Below are 17,936 nucleotides of genomic sequence, written 5' to 3' on the forward strand. Positions count from 1 at the left end.
TCTAAGTTTGGCACGGCACATGCTTTAAGAAATTCCATGATTGATGCAATCACTGTCACTCTCATCATCCTGACTGTCGCGTTGTTGCGGCGGTCCCTCCTCACCGACCCGGACGCCGACGAAGGCGTCTGGGAAGAGGAAGGAGACAAATACGGCATAAAGGCTCTTGTCCCGGTTCCCGTCAAAGCGAATAGCCCCCATCTCGCCAAACGGATACGGACCAGATAACAGGCCATTAAGCATATACCATACCTCCTTGAAACTTTGTTTCAAACCTCAGACCCCTCCTCAAAAAAAGACCTCTAACCCCCCGGAAAGGGCCGCGAAAGCGGCCCTTTCTCGTTACGCAATATCGTGTTTTTGACTCCACCTTGTCATGAAGGCATCAGGTAGGTATGGTGAAACCAGTATTCACTTTCCTCTCGCTGTAAGGAGTGAGCATGACCGATCCTGACTGGACACAGCCAGACATGGAGCCCAACTTCCGCGATCAGGACGATACTGAACGCATCGAATATATGGTGAAACGTATTGAAGCAAAACTTCGTGATTACGAGGTCTACGATTTTCCCATGCACCAGGTACGCGCCCTGAACATCTTTTTCGACCTCTCGCAAGAGGTTCGACGGAGAGAGATGTTCTACGCGATCTGTATGGCCCTCCCCCGCATTCTGCTCGGGTTGGAATCAAACATATATATCCTTGAAGACGAAGACACCTTTGTTTTGGCGGGGTGTTCCACTGGACGCTGTGGCCGAACCACCACCAGAACGTGGGATCACGAATTTTCTCATAGCTCAGTACTTTCAGGCGAGCACTTATTTATCCCTATCCAGAGCAACCCCGAATACAATGACATGCTCCCCTTTATACCGCCGCACAACATCCTTGGAGTATTCGAAATACACCCTTGTGGTTCACTCCCGAAGCACAAGCGTCTTTTTCTGGAAAAATTTATCAACAGAATCGGATTCCAACTTCACCACCGGATCATTCGCGCGCGAAACCGTGAGCATATCAGCTTCATTAAATCACTTGTTCAGGACATCGGACACAATGTCATCGTGCCCAACATGTACTTCAAGCTCTATTTCAACAGGCTTAAACGCCAGATTGAACAGCTCCATCTCACGACATCTGACATACTCACCCTCATGGCAGAATGTGGCACGCAGGAATGCGCGGCAGACGGCAATCGACTCGCCCGGATCACCGCGGGTATTGAAGCTCAATATCAGGAAATTTACAGCCACTACGAAACAACATCAATGTTCCTTGAAACGCTGCTTCGACGTCGGCATTTTGAAGAAGGTCGTTATGTGTTGGACAAACGGGAAGTAAACCTCTCCCAAACCGTCATGACTCCGCTGATTGAACGATTCCGGCAACGATTCGAAGAACGTGGCATTGAAATCAACTATTCCCTCGGAGGAGCACCCGATCAGGTCATCAGATTGATCATGGACCGGGGACTTATCTCACAGGTCTTTGACAACCTCTTTTCCAATGCGCTTAAATACACTGAAAATGCTACGCTCCCGGATGGACGAAGAGGCAAATTCATTTCCTACGGATGGCAGATTCTCAAGGATTACTTTGCACCGGATATGCCCGGAATTCGTATGTGGGTGTCTTCTACCGGCAATCCATTGGAACTCAAAAATTCCATGGAAGTGTTCAAACCCGGGTTCCGTGCCGACAACGTGGCTCACAAAAGCGGCACTGGTCGAGGGCTGTACTTCGTGCGTCAGGTTGTGGAGCTTCACGGTGGTCAAGTCGGCTACTCACATACCGACAGCAGTAACGAATTCTATTTCATCCTGCCTTTTGAGCAGGCATAGGGAGCCCCCAGCCCCCCATCCTATCTTTTCCCTAAATTTTTTGGCGCCGCTTCGCGGAAATGATAAACGAAAACAAGTCCCTGATATATAAGTTAAACATATCAAGAGCGTGATTTAAGACCCCTAAAAAATTTGGGAGAGTCCAGGACAACATCCTGGTCCCGCTGAAAGTATCTTACTCTCGTTGAGCGAGCATTCGACGATAATAGGACAGACACAGGCAGGTCATGGGGAGAGCGATAAGCAGACCGAGGAACCCGAGGAGCTTGCCCCAAATGGAAAGAGACAACAGGATAAGCCAAGGAGACAGACCGAGGCTCTCGCCCTGAATCTTCGGAACAAGAAAGCCGTCCTGAATAACCTGAACAACCGCCATGACAAGTACAACAAGACCTATACCCATCCAAACAGACTCTCCGGCTTCAAGGGAATTGAGAGCCGCCAGAAGGATCGCAGGGACCGCACCGGCGGCACCTAAATATGGGGCAATATTCAGCAGACCGATGAGCATGCCAAGCACGAGACCAAGAGGCAGACCGATAAGCGTAAAACCGATTGACATGAGAACGCCCACGATAAGACAAACCGTAATCTGACCACGAAAATACAATCCCATAGTCTTTTCAAATTCACCAAGAAAACCGGTGATTCCCTCACGATATTTTTTTGGCAAATAATTCTGCCAAGATTCCTTGATCTTGCCGAAATCCGCTAAAAGGAAAATCAAATAAAGCAGGATCACAAACAGCCCGATGAGTCCGGCCACGGCATTAAGTGCTCCCACGGCCACACCTTTGATACCGGGAACCACGGTCTGTAGCGCACCCTTGGCAACCTTTGAGGCCCCTGCTGACGAAAACAGATCTTTTACTTCGGGCGACTGAACGGTATCACGCACCCAGTTCCAGATGTCCGGCGGCAAATAGCTCGCCACCTTGTCTGAAAACTCGGCATCAGAGACCAATTGCGACAGCACAGTCCCCATGTGTGAAAATTCATCAACCATCATGGGGACAACCAACACAAAAATCCCCACGGTTACGCCGATCAGAGTAAGCATGGTCAACAGAACGGCAACACCGCGATTCTTTACGTATTTTTCAAAAGAACAGGCAAGGGGATTTAACAGATAGGCCATGAGGAGGGCAGCCACGAATGGCACGAGAGCACTGGAAAGAAACCCGAGCAACCAGATCAGGCCGATAAAAAAACCGACGCCGAGAACCATGCGGACAACACTGTCCAAAGTATAGGGCTTATCCGAATCGAACATGCGGGTGCCTCCTGAAAACGTTGGAAGAATTACCGTTCATTACCAGTCACACACGCTTTATTCAACGCCCACGGCGCAAAAAAGAAGTTATCCCTTGAGAACTTCGCGATCCCGGACACCAATGAGATACAGAATAGTGTCCAGTCCAAGGGTCGAAATAGACTGGCGTGCCCCTTTTTTAACCTTTGGTTTGGCGTGGAAAGCGATGCCCAAACCGGCCAGATTGAGCATGGGCAAATCGTTGGCACCGTCACCCACGGCAATAACCTGTTGCAGGGAAATACCCTCGAGGTCTGCAATAGATTGCAACAATTTTGCTTTCTTGTCCGCATCCACGATTTCGCCAACAGCCTTGCCAGTCAGTTTGCCATTCTTGATTTCAAGTTCATTGGCGTACACATAATCAATACCAAAGCGTTGCTGAAGAATGTCCCCAAAATAGGTAAATCCACCGGAAAGAATGGCAATTTTATAGCCAACGTTCTTCAGGTTGGTGATAAGCTTTTCCGCGCCCTCGGTCATAGGCAAACGAGCCGCAACTTTCTGAAGCACGGACTCGTCAAGACCTTCGAGCAACGACAACCGTTTTCTGAGGCTCTGCTTAAAATCAAGCTCGCCACGCATGGCGGATTCCGTGATGGCCGCGACTTCTTCGCCCACACCGGCCTCTTTGGCCAACTCATCGATGACCTCGGCCTGAATGAGCGTGGAGTCCATGTCGAAACACACCAGTCGACGATTGCGACGGAAGATGTTGTCTTCCTGAAAAGCGATGTCCACCATAAGCTCTGAAGAAATTTCAAGGAAACGAGAACGAATGGCCCCGATGTCGTGTGGCGTACCACGCACAGTAAATTCAACGCACCCGCGAGAACATTCATAATCGTTACAGTCGAGCGGCACACGCCCGGAAAGTCGATGGATGGTGTCGATATTCAGACCGGATTCGTGAACAACCTGAGTAATAGCCACAATCTGTTCCGCAGACACGGAACGGGCCAGCAAGGTAATAATGTGCCGCGCCTTGTCAGCTTCACTCACCCAGCCGGAATAATCGCCTTCGGATTGAGGGTGTAACTTCATGGTCACGCCCAATTCATGGGCCTTAAACAACAAATCCTTGAGCACAGGCTGAGAATTGGCTGGAAGCCGAATCAGAATACCAAGCGTCAGGAAATTATGAATGACGACCTGACCAATGTCTAGGACGTCAACATCATAGCCTGCCAGAACTTCAGACAACTCAGAAGTCAAGCCGGGCCGGTCACTACCAGTCACATGAATCAAAATGATCTTTTCCATCATAAACCTCGCACCGCGGACCTTGTCACAAAACGCTTTTGCAGTAAATAACTCGAACAACAGGAACACACGGCCGTCCCTGATTTCTTCCAGCATAAACGCATAAAAAAAGACAAAACGACGAACCATGCATCAAAGCATGGATCGCCGTTAGAATCACATAACTAAAGTGCCAAATACATTCAGCACAAGCATCGAACGATGCTATTTTTTTGCTTCTTCCTTGACTTCGCGCACGATAGCCAAACCAGAAGCCAAAGAACGGATATGACGCTGAGCAACCACTTCCACTTCTCTTTTCTTTTCTGCGGAAAAGGCCACGGTTTCTTCACCGTTGTAGTCTATTACCAATTCATACATTTGTTTGCTCCGTTATGCTTTGGAATCATCCGAGCCGGTCTTGTCGACAGCAGGTTCAGACTCGGACTCTGCATCTCTGGAAGAGTTGCCACCGAAATCCCCGGCCACGACCTTGGGCTTGGAAGTTGTTACAGAATCCGTACTCATGACGATGGAACCTTCGAGAACGGCACCCTTTTCCACGACCAATACAGGGGTAGACAAACTGCCGTTAAGCACTGACGTCTTTTCCAGCACGGTACGCTCTCGCACGATCACATCGCCTGTAATCTGTCCGCAGGATGTCAATTGGCCAACCCGCACGACACCAGTCACAGAGGCCTTCCGGCCAAGAACCAGATCACCGTCTGTAGAAATTTCACCGTCAAAACGACCGTCGATGCGGACCGTTCCCACGAAATCGAGTTTGCCTCTGTATTCGGTTCCTACGCCAAGAAAGGCGTTCAATTCGGAATGGCTTTTCTTATCACTTGAAAAAAGACCCATAATTAAAACTCCGTATACGAAAGCTGACGACATGCGCCGCCTTCGGTAGCCTTGAAAACAGCTGAGCAGACACTCCCTATACCCTTGGCTTTCACCAAATGCCACTTTTTTTTCACAGTCGAAACTTCTCTCAGTAAAAGCACGCCAAAGCTCTCCTCTCTTGACGCGTTAGCCACCCTCCCCTAAAACAGGGATATGAAACGTAGCGAAATAAATGCACTGATTACTGATGCCAAGGCATTTTTCGAATCCTTCCAATTCATGTTGCCGCCATGGGCCTTCTGGAGTCCTGCCGATTGGAAAGGTAAAGGTCTTAGCGATGTTGTCAAAAACCAACTCGGCTGGGACCTGACGGATTACGGAGCAGATGATTTCGAGAAACGTGGGCTGATTCTGTTCACCATCCGCAATGGCAATCTTGAGACCGGACATTCCAAGAAATACGCGGAAAAAATCATGATAGTTCGCGAGAATCAGATCTGCCCCATGCATTTTCACTGGTCCAAGACCGAGGATATCATCAACCGGGGCGGCGGTAATCTTGTCATTGAACTGTATGGTTCCACTCCAGAAGAAGAACTGGCCTCAGAACCTCTGACCGTTTCTGTTGACGGTTTTGATAAACTAGTGGAACCGGGGGGCGCTGTCGTCCTCGCTCCGGGTGAATCCATCTTTCTTGAACAAGGTATGTACCACCGTTTCTACGGAGAAGCAGGCAAAGGCAACGTCCTTGTTGGTGAAGTTTCATCCGTCAACGATGACAACACAGACAATCGCTTCCACCAACCCCAGGCTCGTTTCCCTGAGATTGAAGAAGATGCCCCCCCCGTGCACCTCCTGTGCACAGACTACCCCGACTATATCTAAAGAAAGGCCACCTGAATCTTCAGGTGGTCTTTCTTTATGGAACAGAAAACTAAACGACCTTACCATCCGCCATGGACACCAACCGATCCGCCATGGCTGCATATTCGTTGTCATGTGTCACCATAACGATGGACAGCCCTTCATTTTTTAAATCGGCCAAAAGATTCATAATCGATTCACCCGTTCCTTTATCCAGATTACCTGTGGGTTCATCCGCAAAAAGCACAGATGATTCCTTCACCAAAGCACGAGCAATGGCCACTCGTTGCTGTTCACCGCCGGAAAGATGTCCTGGCAATTTTGCTCCCTTGTCAGCCAGCCCCACACGTTCGAGGCATTGTTCAGCGCGCAGGCGGGCCTCTTTGGAAACCGGCGCGACCCCTTTCATATAAGGAAGCAGAACATTCTCCAGCGCAGAAAGATATGGGAGCAAATAATGGAACTGAAAAACAACAGCAAAATCCTTCTGTCGCAATTCATTCAGACGCGACGCGGTCATGGAGGTCACGTCCTCGCCTTTGTAGAGAATTTCGCCAGAATCCGGGAGCAGGAGCGTTGACAGAACATTGAGAAAAGTCGTCTTGCCAGAACCTGACCGGCCTACAATGGACACAAACTCGCCAGATTCCACCGCCAGATCAACACCAGTCAACGCATATGTATCAAGACCCTCGCTATGGAATGTCTTGGTAATATTCTTTGCTTCAAGCATATTTTCAACCTCCTACAAGGCGATAAGCGCTTCAGACGGCTCGACTGCCGAAGCTTTCCATGCCGGAAAAAAAGCAGACAGGACAGATACGATCACAATCAGCAGACCGGTCAGAGCCATGTGCCCGACATTAAAGACGGGTGATGCCCCCTGCGCCATATCGAGCATACTCAAAATCTTGAGACTCAACGCATACCCACCGATATATCCCATGATACCCGCAGCAAAACCGATAAGCATGGCTTCAAAACAGAATATGGAAAAAAGGGATGCACGCCCGAATCCCAATGACCGCATGAGGCCGATTTCCTTGATCCGCTCGTTGACAGAAGAAAGCATAGTCACGCCAACCATACAGCAGGCAATAAACAGAATAATCAGACTGACGGTCAAAATCAGTTGCTTGACGAAATTGACCGAATACATGCGCTGTTTGACGATGGATTGTAATGCCTGAATGTCCGTGCCGGGAAGTGCGGCCTGAATCTGTGCCACAATGTCTTCAATAGGACATCCCGCGCATAGGGCGGCAACTTCCACAAAATTCACACGATCCATCTTTCCGAAATGAGATTGCGCAAAGCTCATGGACGCGAACACCACGGAATCGTCGTCGCTGCCCGTAGGCATAAGAACGCCGGAAACCGTGACCGGAATTTCATTCAATGTCAGACTCGACCCCGGCGACACGCCAAGGGAAGAAGCGGCTTTCGCTCCGACAACGACACCGCTCTCCGTCGCAGGAAACTCGCCATTCACAGCCCAGTAGCCCTTGAGTACCTGTTCCTTGTCCCAACGCACGCCCACGACTCCCACAACGGTATCGCCAACCGAGGCCATGGAAACGAGCTTTGGCGCAACCACAGCAATCCGCTCCTTGAGCTCGATGCCCCCGACCATATTCACCACTTTGGATTCGCTCAGGTCATTGGCACCCAGGACCATGTCACCCATGGAAAAGCCGCCGTAACTGACGGTCAGCTTCTCACTTTTAGGCATAATCAAAATATTGGCCCCATACGCGGTAAGCTTCTTTTCCAAGGACTCGCCCACAACGCTGGATACGGAATTCAACGACACTATGGATGTCACCCCAAGGGTGAACACGACCAGCAGAAGCAGTGTTTTGACCCACTTCCGCCGAGTATTTCTGAACGGTATTGTCAGAATGTTCATCTAGAAGTACCCGCTTCCAGCCGCAATATCACTCGCCTGAATGGTAACATTGTCTGCATCATAGGTACGAGTCAAAGGCGAAGGGTTGCACCCACCCTGAACTTCGTTGATACGCGAGGAATGAAAACGCATACCGCAATTGTTGCAAACCATGAACTCGCCATCCTGCGAATACCCTTTCTTTTCAAGATAACAGACATCACAAGCATCAAAAGCCGCACGGATCACCCCATCTGAACTCTTAAGCAAAAAAAACTTTACTTCTTTTCCTTGATCAAACGAAAAATAATGAGCCTCTCCATCGGAAACATCCGCGACTGGAATGGTGACAACACCATTCTCCGCAGCCACACTCTTATATTTACCAAATCCAAAAAACGCCTTGCTTTCCACAGCCCAAGCCATGACAAACAGCATTACCAATACAGCTATATATTTTACTATTTTCAAAGGATTCTCCTATGCTACACACTATTTCGGACTTTATTGGTATAGAATTAATAGACACCTTTCTGCTCACACCAACAAAACAAGAATATTGCATCAATTATACCAAAAAATAATATAAGTATTCCCTACCAGTTGTCCAATTTGTCGATTCCAAAACCGTGCAAAAAGTGACCATAACTGCACAAAACGTGTGCAATATGACGCACATTTCACCCGACAACCCACTCTTATTTTCATAAAAAAAGAGCCGCCATAAGGCGGCTCTTCACTCTTTTCCAAATCAAAACAATTGGAAGTTACCCCGAGGAACAACTCCTAAAAAACGATGATCTATTTACCAAACGGACACTTGGGGAATGAACAGGTCTTGCATCCCATGCAGAAACCACCTTCACCAAGTCGGGCAAGATCTTTTCTTGTAATCGCCTGTCCTGAAAGGACTCGCGGCAACAGGATATCAAAAGCCGTGGTCTGATAAAACAGCGCACAAGCCGGGACACCCATAATGGAAGCGTTCCGCAACTTGCCAACCAGCGACATGGTGCCGGGCAGGACTGGAACACCGTAGAGGTCATTTTTCAAGCCCGCATCAACAAGACCGGCGCGGGTAACATCATCCGGGTCTACAGACATGCCTGCGGTGGTTATGATAAGATTACACCCGGCATCCAGCATCCCCGTTGCAGCCGCAGTAATGGCCTCTCGCTCATCAGGCGCGATGGCTGTTTTAACCACTTCGCAACCAAGCTTGATGACCTTGGAAGAAATGATCGGAATAAACTTATCTTCAATCAATCCCTGAAAAACCTCGGTGCCAGTCACCAAAATGCCAACCTTGGCGGCCTTGAGAGGGTGAACCTCAAGCACAGGACCTTCACCCAAAGCAGTCAGGGCACGGCTAAACCTATCACGGGCAATGTACAACGGGATGGCACGAGTGCCGCCCACGCCCTTGCCCTTGGGCATGACCGACCCGTCGTGGCGAGTAGCAAGCATGACGTCTGGCGAAAGGTTAAAGCGAGAAAGCGCGTCTAAATCGATGGACAGCATGCCGGGCTCTTCGGCAAAGAAATTAATCTTCCCTTCTTCCGGGTTTGCATCATACGTAATGCCCTTTCCGGCCATACGTTTGGCAAAAGCCTTGACCGCGTCGTTCTCATGAACCCATTCGTCTCCGGGCAGGTTCTCTTCGAGATAAACGTTGTACTTGCCAATGCGTTGGAGACGACAGACATCACCTATATCCAGAGTCTCTCCGGCTTTGGTGATCGGTCCCTTGGACTCACCCGGCACAATTCCGGTCATATCGTGAGCGGCTTTCTTACCCACAGCTTCTTCCACAGGGACAGCATGCAGATCAGGCGCTTCGTCGATACAGGTGGCGTCTCCCATAGTCTCGTACGGGGCTTCGCCCTGGCAACCACGACAGATGGAACCATCAGAACCGGGGTAGGCTTCGCCACAGACCGGACAGACGTCAATGGTCGACATGTGACCATGCCCAATATATTTCTTAGCGATAGTAATAGGCTGAATGGAACAGATAGTGTCGCCTGCCTGCTCAATTTCGGAAAAAAGCTTGTCTGTATCCTGTTCGGCCTTGGGCTTTTCTTTCATGAACCAGCCACGAATCTCCGGCCATTTGTCGAGCTTTTTCTGATCAACGGCGACGCGCACACCCTCACCGGTAAACTTGTCATACAGAGACACAGCATACCGACCAAGCAACGTAATCTTCATCCAATTGTTTCCGGTACTGCATGGAGTCTGCATCTGCACAGCGTCAGGGAGACATTTGCCGGTTTCAACCATGGCTTCATACAATGTTCCCTCAGGGATACGCGCTTTGGCAGCCTCGACCATGTACCCACCAATAAGCAGTCCCGGAGCCGGGTAACCGTGAAATTGTTTGGCTTTTTTCTTGAAATCTTCAAAGGTGTATTCACCGATATTCATATATTCCTCGATTGTCTTTTCAGCCCCCGTGAAGGGAAAATTGAACACGCCATGCCCTCTACGCCTGTTTCCGGGCGAAAGGACTATGCCATTATGATGAGATGGAAGCAATCCTCAGGGTGAAACTGTTCGCAAAGCGTCTTCATCCATTATGAGCAATGGACCTTACAAGCGTTCCATTTCCACCATCTTCTCATGAAGATCGCCACCGGGTTCTCCTACATGTTACACATCACAAAAAAACCCGCTTATTTGAATAGCGGGCTTCTTTTTAACGACGTCTTGTAGGGCGGGTTGCAGGTCTATCAGGACGCGATGGCAATGGCTTTGGCTTTGGCTTCACTGCTGGCGGTCGCTCCGGCTTATAATTCGGCGGAGGTCTGTGATGATGGTATCTGTAGTCATCATCATAATGTCTCCAACTGGTCCCGTAGGAGTAGTTCATGCCATACCCCACGGTGCAGGCTGATAAAGCCGCCATGGAAAGACACAATGCCACGGCTATCAAAAAAAATTTAAGCATATGCATATCAATCCTCCTCCGGCTCCATTTCCTGAATACCGAGAACGGCACCTGTCGGGTCAGCAAAGAGGGCCACCCGCCCGGACCTCACATCCATCTGCGGTTCAATTAGAATACGCCCACCATTAGCCCGAATCAATTCCACAGTGGCCTTGATATTTTCGACCGCCACATAGGGGACCCACTGGGGATCAACATCTTTCCACGGAATTGAAACCACGCCAGCCCGAGGCCGATCGTCCGTCAACAACAGTTTATATTGTACCTTGTCATGGACCGCGACATCTTCAGAGGTATATCCACCAAGTCGAGTATAAAACGCGACAGCTTCATCCACCTCATTCGTCCACAGCTCTGCCCCAATCCAGCCGTTAGCACGAGGTTTTGCATCCGGCGGATCACCAACAGGAGAATGTAGCAAAGCAACAGGAGCTTTCTGAGGGTCAATAACCACCGCTATGCGGCCTCTGTTCGGCATCTCCTTGGGCGGTGTATAGCCGGTCGCTCCCGCACTCAAAGCAGCATCAAAGGCATGATCTGTATCCGCCACAGACATATAAGAAAGCCATTGAGAATCACCAGACGTTGAATTACGCCCTATCATATTCCCGACAAACTGCCCTTGATGCATGATGTTCTTCACTTGCGCGTTGCCTTCATTGGCCCGTTCAAAATCCCAATCAAAGACGCGATCATAAAAATTCTGCGCGGTAGTCATATCTGTGGTGAACAAATCAAACCACACGAACTTTCCGTTCAGTTGCAACTTTGCGGCATCCATGGTGACTGGCGGAACAATCACCTTGGTTGAACACGCGGTCAGTCCGGTTAACAATAGCAGTGTCAAAGTGAGTGATGCGCAACGCATAAAGTTGTTCATGCGGCTATCCTATGTGTAAAAGATTTTTGCTTACAGCCTGTTGCGGCGTGCGCAAGTGTAACACACCCTGCGAATAAAAGTGAACTGCAATAAAAAAGGGCCGCTCCAACCTTGGAGCGGCCCTTGTTCGAGCCTTTGAACCTAACGAGGTGACGTTACGTGGCTAGGCTTTCTAGCGATTACCAATTTTACGCCTCAGCAGGGGTTTCTTCCTCGGCCGAAGTGCAATTGCACGCGTCCTCGGTAGAACAACCGCAAGGCAAGGCTTGGGAATGTCCCATTTCTTGTTTCACTTCAGTGGCAACCTTAAAGAGGATCGTCACGATGAGAGCACCAATGGCATAAATCATCATGGAGACCAGTAACTCTTTACCGGTAGGCCAGTAGGGAGTGATGGTATCAAACGGAGTCGGATTGAAACCACCGATCAGCAGACCAAGCCCCTTGTCAAGCCAAGTAGCGATCACGAGGATGACGAGAGTCCAAGGCAGAAGCTTCATGTTATTACGGAACTTCGGCGTCACCAACAGGGTGATTGAGATGGCTGCGAAGCCAATGAAGGTCCACATGAGGCCGACCAGTTCATGATGGCCGTGGGCACCTGCAAACAGGTAAACCAGCGGATGCATGTGGCCGGGCATATTGGAATAGAAGGCGGTGAAGACTTCAAGGGCAAAGAAGAACATGTTCACGCACATGGCGTAAGCAATGATCTTGACCAAAGTCTTCAAAGCGTTCTTGGGCATCTTGAAAGTGGTTACCCTCTCGGTGACCAACATTACGAGCGTCAAAATCGCAGGACCGGCGCAGAACGCAGAAGCAAGGAAGCGGGCAGCCAGAATGGCGGTAAGCCAATAGTGGCGGCCGGGCAGCCCCTGATACAGGAACGCGGTCACGGTATGGATCGAGAAAGCCCATATAATGGATATGTAGATGAACGGCTTGAGCCACTTCGGGTGCGACAGATTCGCACGGTCGGCAGTCAGGCAAGTCCAACCCACGAACAGGTTCAGGAACAGATAGCCATTAATGACCATCGCATCCCAGAACAGTACAGAGTTCGGAGAGGGGTGGAGGAACATGTTCATCATACGGCTCGGCTGACCGATGTCGACAACGACGAACAGAAGGCACATTATACAGGCCGCGATCGCCATGAACTCACCGAAGATGACCATGTGCTTATTGGCCTTGTAGCCATGGAAGTAGTTTGGCAGCACGATCATGACACCGGAAGCGGCCAAACCAACGAGATAGGTGAGCTGGGAGATGTAAAATCCCCAGGACACATCACGACTCATGCCGGTAGTTTTCAGACCGACCATCAGCTGATTGAGATATGCCAAGGCACCGATTCCAATCAGCACCAGGAGGAACGCAACCCAGGCATAGTATCTTTTGGAGCCTTTGAGAGCTAATTCGAGCATGTAGTCCCCCTATATGATGTAGTAAACACTGGGCTCGGTGCCGACAGTGGGTTTACGACGAATGGTGAACCGCTCGCGAAGGACCTTGCGAACATCGGAATCGGGATCATTGAGATCACCGAAAATGATGGCGCCCTCGGAGGCTTCCACGCAGGCGGGCTGCTTGCCCACGGCCAGACGTTCGACACAGAAGTTGCACTTCTCGACGACGCCGCGCATGCGGGTGGGGAACTCAGGGTTCAACTTTGCCAAATCGAGGTTTTCACGGGGTTCGCCCCAGTTGAATGAACGGGAGCCGAAGGGGCATGCAGCCATACAATACCGACAGCCGATACAGCGGTGGTAATCCATGGCGACAATGCCGTCAGGACGCCTAAAGGTTGCCTTCGTCGGGCAGACGCGCACACAAGACGGCTCTTCACAATGGTTGCACAACAACGGAAACGCGCGGTGGTGAATCTCTTCAGCCAGATGCGGATTTTCCTGTTCCGGGAAAGTGTGAGCATATGTATCAGACCACAGCCATTTCACTTCCTGTTTGTTCGCAATGCTTGGAACGTTGTGGATGGAGTGGCAGATTTCCGCCAGCTTGGCGATATCTTCCTCAGTGTGCAGCTTGGTGGTGTCGATGACCATGCCCCAATGTTTGGCATGGACAGCATCGGCATTTGCCTTGACCGGAGAATGTCCACCGCTGGATGCCATGGCTTTGGGAGCCAAGGCCAGACCAGCCGCAGCAAGACCGGCAAGCTTAACGAAGGTTCTTCTGTTTTTATTCATTATTTCAAACCCTCCGGCTGAATGTGGCAATCCCAGCAGTAGGGAGAAACACCGGCATCGGTATGACACTTGTCGCAGAACTCGGCCTTGTTCGTATGGCACTTCATGCAAGTGTTCTGCAAAGAGATGGTAAACTCTTTGCCCTTGTGGTTCGTATAGATCCGCTTGCCGTCACGCAGGGCCCAGTCGCGCCAGTCGTTGAGAAGCTGCATGTGCTTTTCGCGCATGAACTCCTTGGACTCGATGCATTCCTTTTCGCCTGCGGGGAGTTTGAGCTCAGGCTGCTTGTATTCCTTGGTCACGACTTTGCCGATCGCAAACGGAGCGCAAAGCAAACCAAAGAAGATGAGCAGGCCGACGATGATGGGGAAACCATTCTGCATTTTCATTTATGCATCCTCCATGTTCGGGGGAGTCCAATCGTCCTCTTCGTCCTCAAATCCGGGCAGATACTCCTGACGGAGATCCATCTTGCGTTCGGACTCGCCTTCCATGACCAATGCGTTGGCGACCAGTTCGTGAACACCAGCGATAGTCACACCGGGTGCCCAGTAGTCGGCCAGCGGGATCAGGGTAGCGCGGTCAATGGCGCAAATGCAGGCCATGGTGTTGACACCATGTTTTTCCTGCACATATCTGAGAGCGTTACCGCGAGGCAGACCACCGCGCAGGCGGATTTCCATAATCTCATCGGTATTCAGACCGGAACCGCCAGCGCAGCAGAAAGTCTGCTCGCGAGTGGTACCGACAGGCATCTCGAAGTAATTATTGACCACGTGCTTGATAACGTAGCGAGGTTCTTCCAAAAGACCCATTCCCCGTGCAGGGTTGCAGGAATCATGGAAGGTGACACGCAAGTGATCGTTACGGCTGGGATCAAGTTTCAGCTTATTGTGCTTCATCAAGTCAGCCGTGAATTCAGTGATATGCAACATTTTGGTGGCTGCAGAAGTCTCAAACACCGTGCCGGTGATCGGGGACTTCGGAGTGGTCATGCCAGCATGCTGAGTATCACCGGTCATGGTATCCATGTACTGATGAACAACACGCCACATATGGCCACATTCGCCGCCAAGAATCCACTTACAACCAAGGCGTTCGGCTTCGGCGTACATCTTGGCGTTGAGCTTCTTCATGGTTTCGTTATTGGTAAACGAACCGAAGTTACCGCCCTCAGATGCGTAGGTGGACATGGTGTAATCGAGACCGATTTCATCAAACAGCATCAAATATCCCATGAAGGTATAGATACCGGGGTCCGCGAACACGTCGCCGGACGGGGTGATGAACAGAATCTCGTGGCCCTTTTCGTTCAGCGGGGCCTTGACGCGCTTACCGGTGACTTCTTCGATATCGTCAACCATGAAGTCCACGATATCCTTGAAGGCGTGGGGCTGAATACCAAGATGGTTACCGGTGATATTACAATTTGAGACTGGCTCCATAATCCAGTTGATATTCAAACCAACCAGATGCATCAATTCGCGGGCCATCATGGTCATTTCCGCGGTATCAATGCCATAGGGACAGTAGAGGGAGCAACGACGGCACTGGGTGCACTGATAGAAATAGATAAACCATTCTTTCAGGACATCCTCTTCCATGACGCGGGATCCGGTGAGCTTGCTCAGGATCTTGCCTGCCACGGTGAATTCACCACGGTAGACGGAGCGCATCAACTCGGCACGAAGAACAGGCATATTCTTGGGATCGCCGGAGCCAATAAAGAAGTGACATTTGTCAGCGCAAGCACCGCAACGCACGCAGATATCCATGAACACCTGCAAGCTACGGAACTTTTTCAGTCTTTCACGGAAGCCGTTGACCACAATTTCCTTCCAGTTGGAAGGTAGTTTCCAATCAGCTTCACCCGGATTCCATTGGCGGGCAGGACCCCAGAGACCGGGAAGCTTGGATTCCATATACTCCATCTTCTCGGGCTTGGCGGGGTAACACCAGTGACCCGGTGAGAAATCCACCGGGGTTTCCATCCAGCCAGTGGCCGGTGGATTGTAATCTATGCTCTTGAAGAGCTCATCTGCTTTTGGGATGTCGGACATATCTTTTATCTCCTCAGATAAAGAAGTATCACCTAACGGTGAACCCTGGGCCTAAGCCTCTTCCTCGGGGGCCTTGCCATTCTCGGGATTGTCGAGCGGCAGACCAACCTCGGCCATGGGGACACCGAATTGCTTCTCGTAGTCCGCGTAGGCATGGGCCTTGATGTTAGGATCATTCCAGGGGTTCACATGATGCTTGGCACGCGAATCGTTCGGCAGGTTCCGTGTCGGAGACAGGAAGACACCGGGAAAGTGCATAAGCTTGCTGAACGGGAAGTACGCCATGAGGCAACTGACCAGGAAGACGTGAATGAAGAAGGAAACACCGATCACATCGGAGACAACGTAGTTAAACGTCATCAGCCCCATGGTCAGTTCCTTGATCGCGATAACGTCGACCTTAGCGTAGTAGCGCATGTAGATGCCCGACAGGGCGATAGCCAGGATCAGGAACAACGGAAAAAAGTCCGATGCATACGAGATGTAGTTGATCCTGGAATTAATCAGTCTGCGACCCAAGAGCAAAAGCACACCAGCCAGCAGACCGAGGTCGGTCAAATACATGGTCGGAGCACCTATCTGCAAGAGACCGTCCACGAAATCGAGACCATTCACGAAGAACGGAACCGGCTCAAGGAACAGGCGAAGGTGTCGCAGGGCTATAATGAAAAAAGAATAATGGAAAGTGATGGCAAAGAGCCACAGCCACTTACTGGATTTGTAAGCAACAATGGGATGATCCTTTCCTTGGTGCAGGGACACTGCGGTGTTCCTGAACAAAGACCGGAACGCGAAGACTTCAAGCACCATACGGAAAAAAGTCTGAGCGCCGGTCTGGGGACAGTCCAGCTTGTTCTGCGGGAACAGCTTGGGGTCAAAAGACTTGAACTGACCACCGGTTGTGGGGATGCGAAACGGCACGGCCGAACGACCCCAGATTATGACTTTATAAATAAAGCCGACGACAAAGATGATGAAAGCCGTTGTCGGGATACAGACACCGAAGAAAGTCCTCAGATGTGCCGCATCAACCCCAAACAACGGGATCAACACCAGGAGAAAGACGAACAGAAGTGAGTAAAGAGCATTCATCTACCGTCACCTCGCTTGAAGGTTGGACCTGCCGATTTTACCGGAGGCCTGCCACTTTCGGTACACGCTCTCAAGGAATCGTCGATGCCTGAACGGCGACGCATGCGAAAAACAAATTCGTAGAATACCACGAATCCACCCCCTTGCACACCTCGTCCCGGTTCTCACACCGAGGCAAAACCCCTCGAACGGATCCTTAATCGACCGATGTTTCGGTCGTAACGTCCACAATCATTCCGGCCTTCCTGAGCAAGCTGCTCTGGGCGCGTTTCACCTCGTCAACGCGGAACCGGAATACCTCATCGCGACTTTTGGCATAGATGTCAAAAGACATCATAGCCAAATTGTCTATTTTAGCCTCAAACCTCAACAGGTTATCAAGTGTCCCATCTTTTTTCATTGCCTTGAAAAACTCGTCACGAAGAAGTTTTTTCAGCAAAAAAACAAAACTGAGAGCCTGCGAGGGGGTGAAATCCTGTACCGCTCTGATACGTATGAGCTTATCCAGGCTTTTAGCAATTACCTCTGCATCTTGCCATTCAATCAATTGATCGAACAGTTCCCCGGTTGCCTCGATGATGGCAGCCCCCACGGGGTTTTGAAATCGATCTTTTTGTTTAGTCCAAACTTTCTGTGTTTCGGTCGGATATGTCTTAAGGACTAGTTCCGCCCACTTTGTCGCCAGTTCGGCCTTACGTTCGGCCAGTACGGATTCAAATGTCATTATATGCTCGCAATAACTCATGAAACA

20 protein-coding genes are annotated in these 17,936 nt (G+C 50.3%); 3 read left to right on the forward strand and 17 right to left on the reverse strand.

Features of this window, described 5'->3' with window-relative positions; all coding sequences use genetic code 11:
* The first annotated feature begins 36 nt into the window (after nt 1-36).
* Nucleotides 37-228: a hypothetical protein gene (locus tag SYK_RS10395; RefSeq protein WP_281760196.1), complete on the forward strand. Its 192-nt coding sequence runs from the start codon at nt 37-39 to the stop codon at nt 226-228.
* Between the two features lie 212 nt (nt 229-440).
* Nucleotides 441-1,841, forward strand: coding sequence for a sensor histidine kinase (locus SYK_RS10400; RefSeq protein WP_281760197.1), 1,401 nt, complete (start codon nt 441-443; stop codon nt 1,839-1,841).
* A gap of 175 nt (nt 1,842-2,016) precedes the next feature.
* On the opposite strand, the gene SYK_RS10405 is transcribed toward SYK_RS10400, so the two are convergent.
* From SYK_RS10405 to SYK_RS10425, 5 genes are all read right to left on the reverse strand, one after another.
* Nucleotides 2,017-3,114, reverse strand: a complete 1,098-nt coding sequence (locus SYK_RS10405) for an AI-2E family transporter (protein ID WP_281760198.1) — start codon at nt 3,112-3,114, stop codon at nt 2,017-2,019.
* Nucleotides 3,115-3,201: 87 nt separating this feature from the next.
* Nucleotides 3,202-4,416, reverse strand: coding sequence for a phosphoserine phosphatase SerB (serB, locus tag SYK_RS10410; protein WP_281763266.1), 1,215 nt, complete (start codon nt 4,414-4,416; stop codon nt 3,202-3,204).
* Between the two features lie 204 nt (nt 4,417-4,620).
* A complete protein-coding gene (locus SYK_RS10415) occupies nt 4,621-4,776 on the reverse strand; it encodes a hypothetical protein (RefSeq protein WP_281760199.1) in 156 nt (51 codons plus the stop codon).
* 12 nt (nt 4,777-4,788) lie between these two features.
* Entirely contained in the window at nt 4,789-5,262 is a 474-nt protein-coding gene (locus SYK_RS10420) for a bactofilin family protein (RefSeq protein ID WP_281760200.1), read from the reverse strand.
* A 2-nt stretch (nt 5,263-5,264) separates the two neighbouring features.
* Nucleotides 5,265-5,405, reverse strand: coding sequence for a hypothetical protein (locus SYK_RS10425; protein WP_281760201.1), 141 nt, complete (start codon nt 5,403-5,405; stop codon nt 5,265-5,267).
* Nucleotides 5,406-5,457: 52 nt separating this feature from the next.
* On the opposite strand from SYK_RS10425, the gene SYK_RS10430 reads away from it, so the two are divergent.
* Nucleotides 5,458-6,129 carry a D-lyxose/D-mannose family sugar isomerase gene (locus SYK_RS10430; RefSeq protein ID WP_281760202.1) on the forward strand — a complete coding sequence of 224 codons (672 nt, stop codon included), beginning with the start codon at nt 5,458-5,460 and terminating at the stop codon, nt 6,127-6,129.
* Nucleotides 6,130-6,178: 49 nt separating this feature from the next.
* Here SYK_RS10430 and SYK_RS10435 read toward each other — a convergent pair whose 3' ends face one another.
* The 12 genes from SYK_RS10435 to SYK_RS10490 form a co-directional block, all read right to left on the reverse strand.
* Complete coding sequence (locus SYK_RS10435) at nt 6,179-6,841, reverse strand: ABC transporter ATP-binding protein (RefSeq protein ID WP_281760203.1); 663 nt, start codon at nt 6,839-6,841, stop codon at nt 6,179-6,181.
* Nucleotides 6,842-6,853: 12 nt separating this feature from the next.
* Nucleotides 6,854-8,017, reverse strand: a complete 1,164-nt coding sequence (locus SYK_RS10440; protein WP_281760204.1) for an ABC transporter permease — start codon at nt 8,015-8,017, stop codon at nt 6,854-6,856.
* Entirely contained in the window at nt 8,018-8,467 is a 450-nt protein-coding gene (locus SYK_RS10445; protein WP_281760205.1) for a DUF2318 domain-containing protein, read from the reverse strand.
* Nucleotides 8,468-8,797: 330 nt separating this feature from the next.
* The gene (locus tag SYK_RS10450; protein WP_281760206.1) at nt 8,798-10,423 is read right to left on the reverse strand and encodes an FmdE family protein; all 1,626 of its coding nucleotides are present in this window, start codon (nt 10,421-10,423) and stop codon (nt 8,798-8,800) included.
* Between the two features lie 271 nt (nt 10,424-10,694).
* On the reverse strand, nt 10,695-10,952 hold the full coding sequence (locus tag SYK_RS10455; protein ID WP_281760207.1) for a hypothetical protein: 258 nt from the start codon (nt 10,950-10,952) through the stop codon (nt 10,695-10,697).
* A 1-nt stretch (nt 10,953) separates the two neighbouring features.
* Nucleotides 10,954-11,826, reverse strand: a complete 873-nt coding sequence (locus SYK_RS10460; protein ID WP_281760208.1) for a VOC family protein — start codon at nt 11,824-11,826, stop codon at nt 10,954-10,956.
* A 188-nt stretch (nt 11,827-12,014) separates the two neighbouring features.
* A complete protein-coding gene (gene dsrP, locus SYK_RS10465; protein WP_281760209.1) occupies nt 12,015-13,253 on the reverse strand; it encodes a sulfate reduction electron transfer complex DsrMKJOP subunit DsrP in 1,239 nt (412 codons plus the stop codon).
* A gap of 9 nt (nt 13,254-13,262) precedes the next feature.
* Nucleotides 13,263-14,033 (reverse strand): sulfate reduction electron transfer complex DsrMKJOP subunit DsrO, encoded by a 771-nt coding sequence (dsrO, locus tag SYK_RS10470; protein ID WP_281760210.1) that lies wholly within the window; start codon nt 14,031-14,033, stop codon nt 13,263-13,265.
* Nucleotides 14,033-14,416, reverse strand: coding sequence for a sulfate reduction electron transfer complex DsrMKJOP subunit DsrJ (gene dsrJ, locus SYK_RS10475; protein ID WP_431194133.1), 384 nt, complete (start codon nt 14,414-14,416; stop codon nt 14,033-14,035). Before dsrJ ends, dsrO begins: the two co-directional genes overlap by 1 nt.
* 6 nt (nt 14,417-14,422) lie before the next feature.
* The gene (gene dsrK, locus SYK_RS10480) at nt 14,423-16,093 is read right to left on the reverse strand and encodes a sulfate reduction electron transfer complex DsrMKJOP subunit DsrK (protein ID WP_281760212.1); all 1,671 of its coding nucleotides are present in this window, start codon (nt 16,091-16,093) and stop codon (nt 14,423-14,425) included.
* Between the two features lie 51 nt (nt 16,094-16,144).
* Nucleotides 16,145-17,185 (reverse strand): sulfate reduction electron transfer complex DsrMKJOP subunit DsrM, encoded by a 1,041-nt coding sequence (dsrM, locus tag SYK_RS10485; protein WP_281760213.1) that lies wholly within the window; start codon nt 17,183-17,185, stop codon nt 16,145-16,147.
* A 196-nt stretch (nt 17,186-17,381) separates the two neighbouring features.
* Nucleotides 17,382-17,909: an RsbRD N-terminal domain-containing protein gene (locus tag SYK_RS10490; protein ID WP_281760214.1), complete on the reverse strand. Its 528-nt coding sequence runs from the start codon at nt 17,907-17,909 to the stop codon at nt 17,382-17,384.
* Nucleotides 17,910-17,936: the final 27 nt, after the last annotated feature.

Origin of the sequence: Pseudodesulfovibrio nedwellii (genome assembly GCF_027923765.1) — a bacterium.
Lineage (GTDB): Bacteria > Desulfobacterota > Desulfovibrionia > Desulfovibrionales > Desulfovibrionaceae > Pseudodesulfovibrio > Pseudodesulfovibrio nedwellii.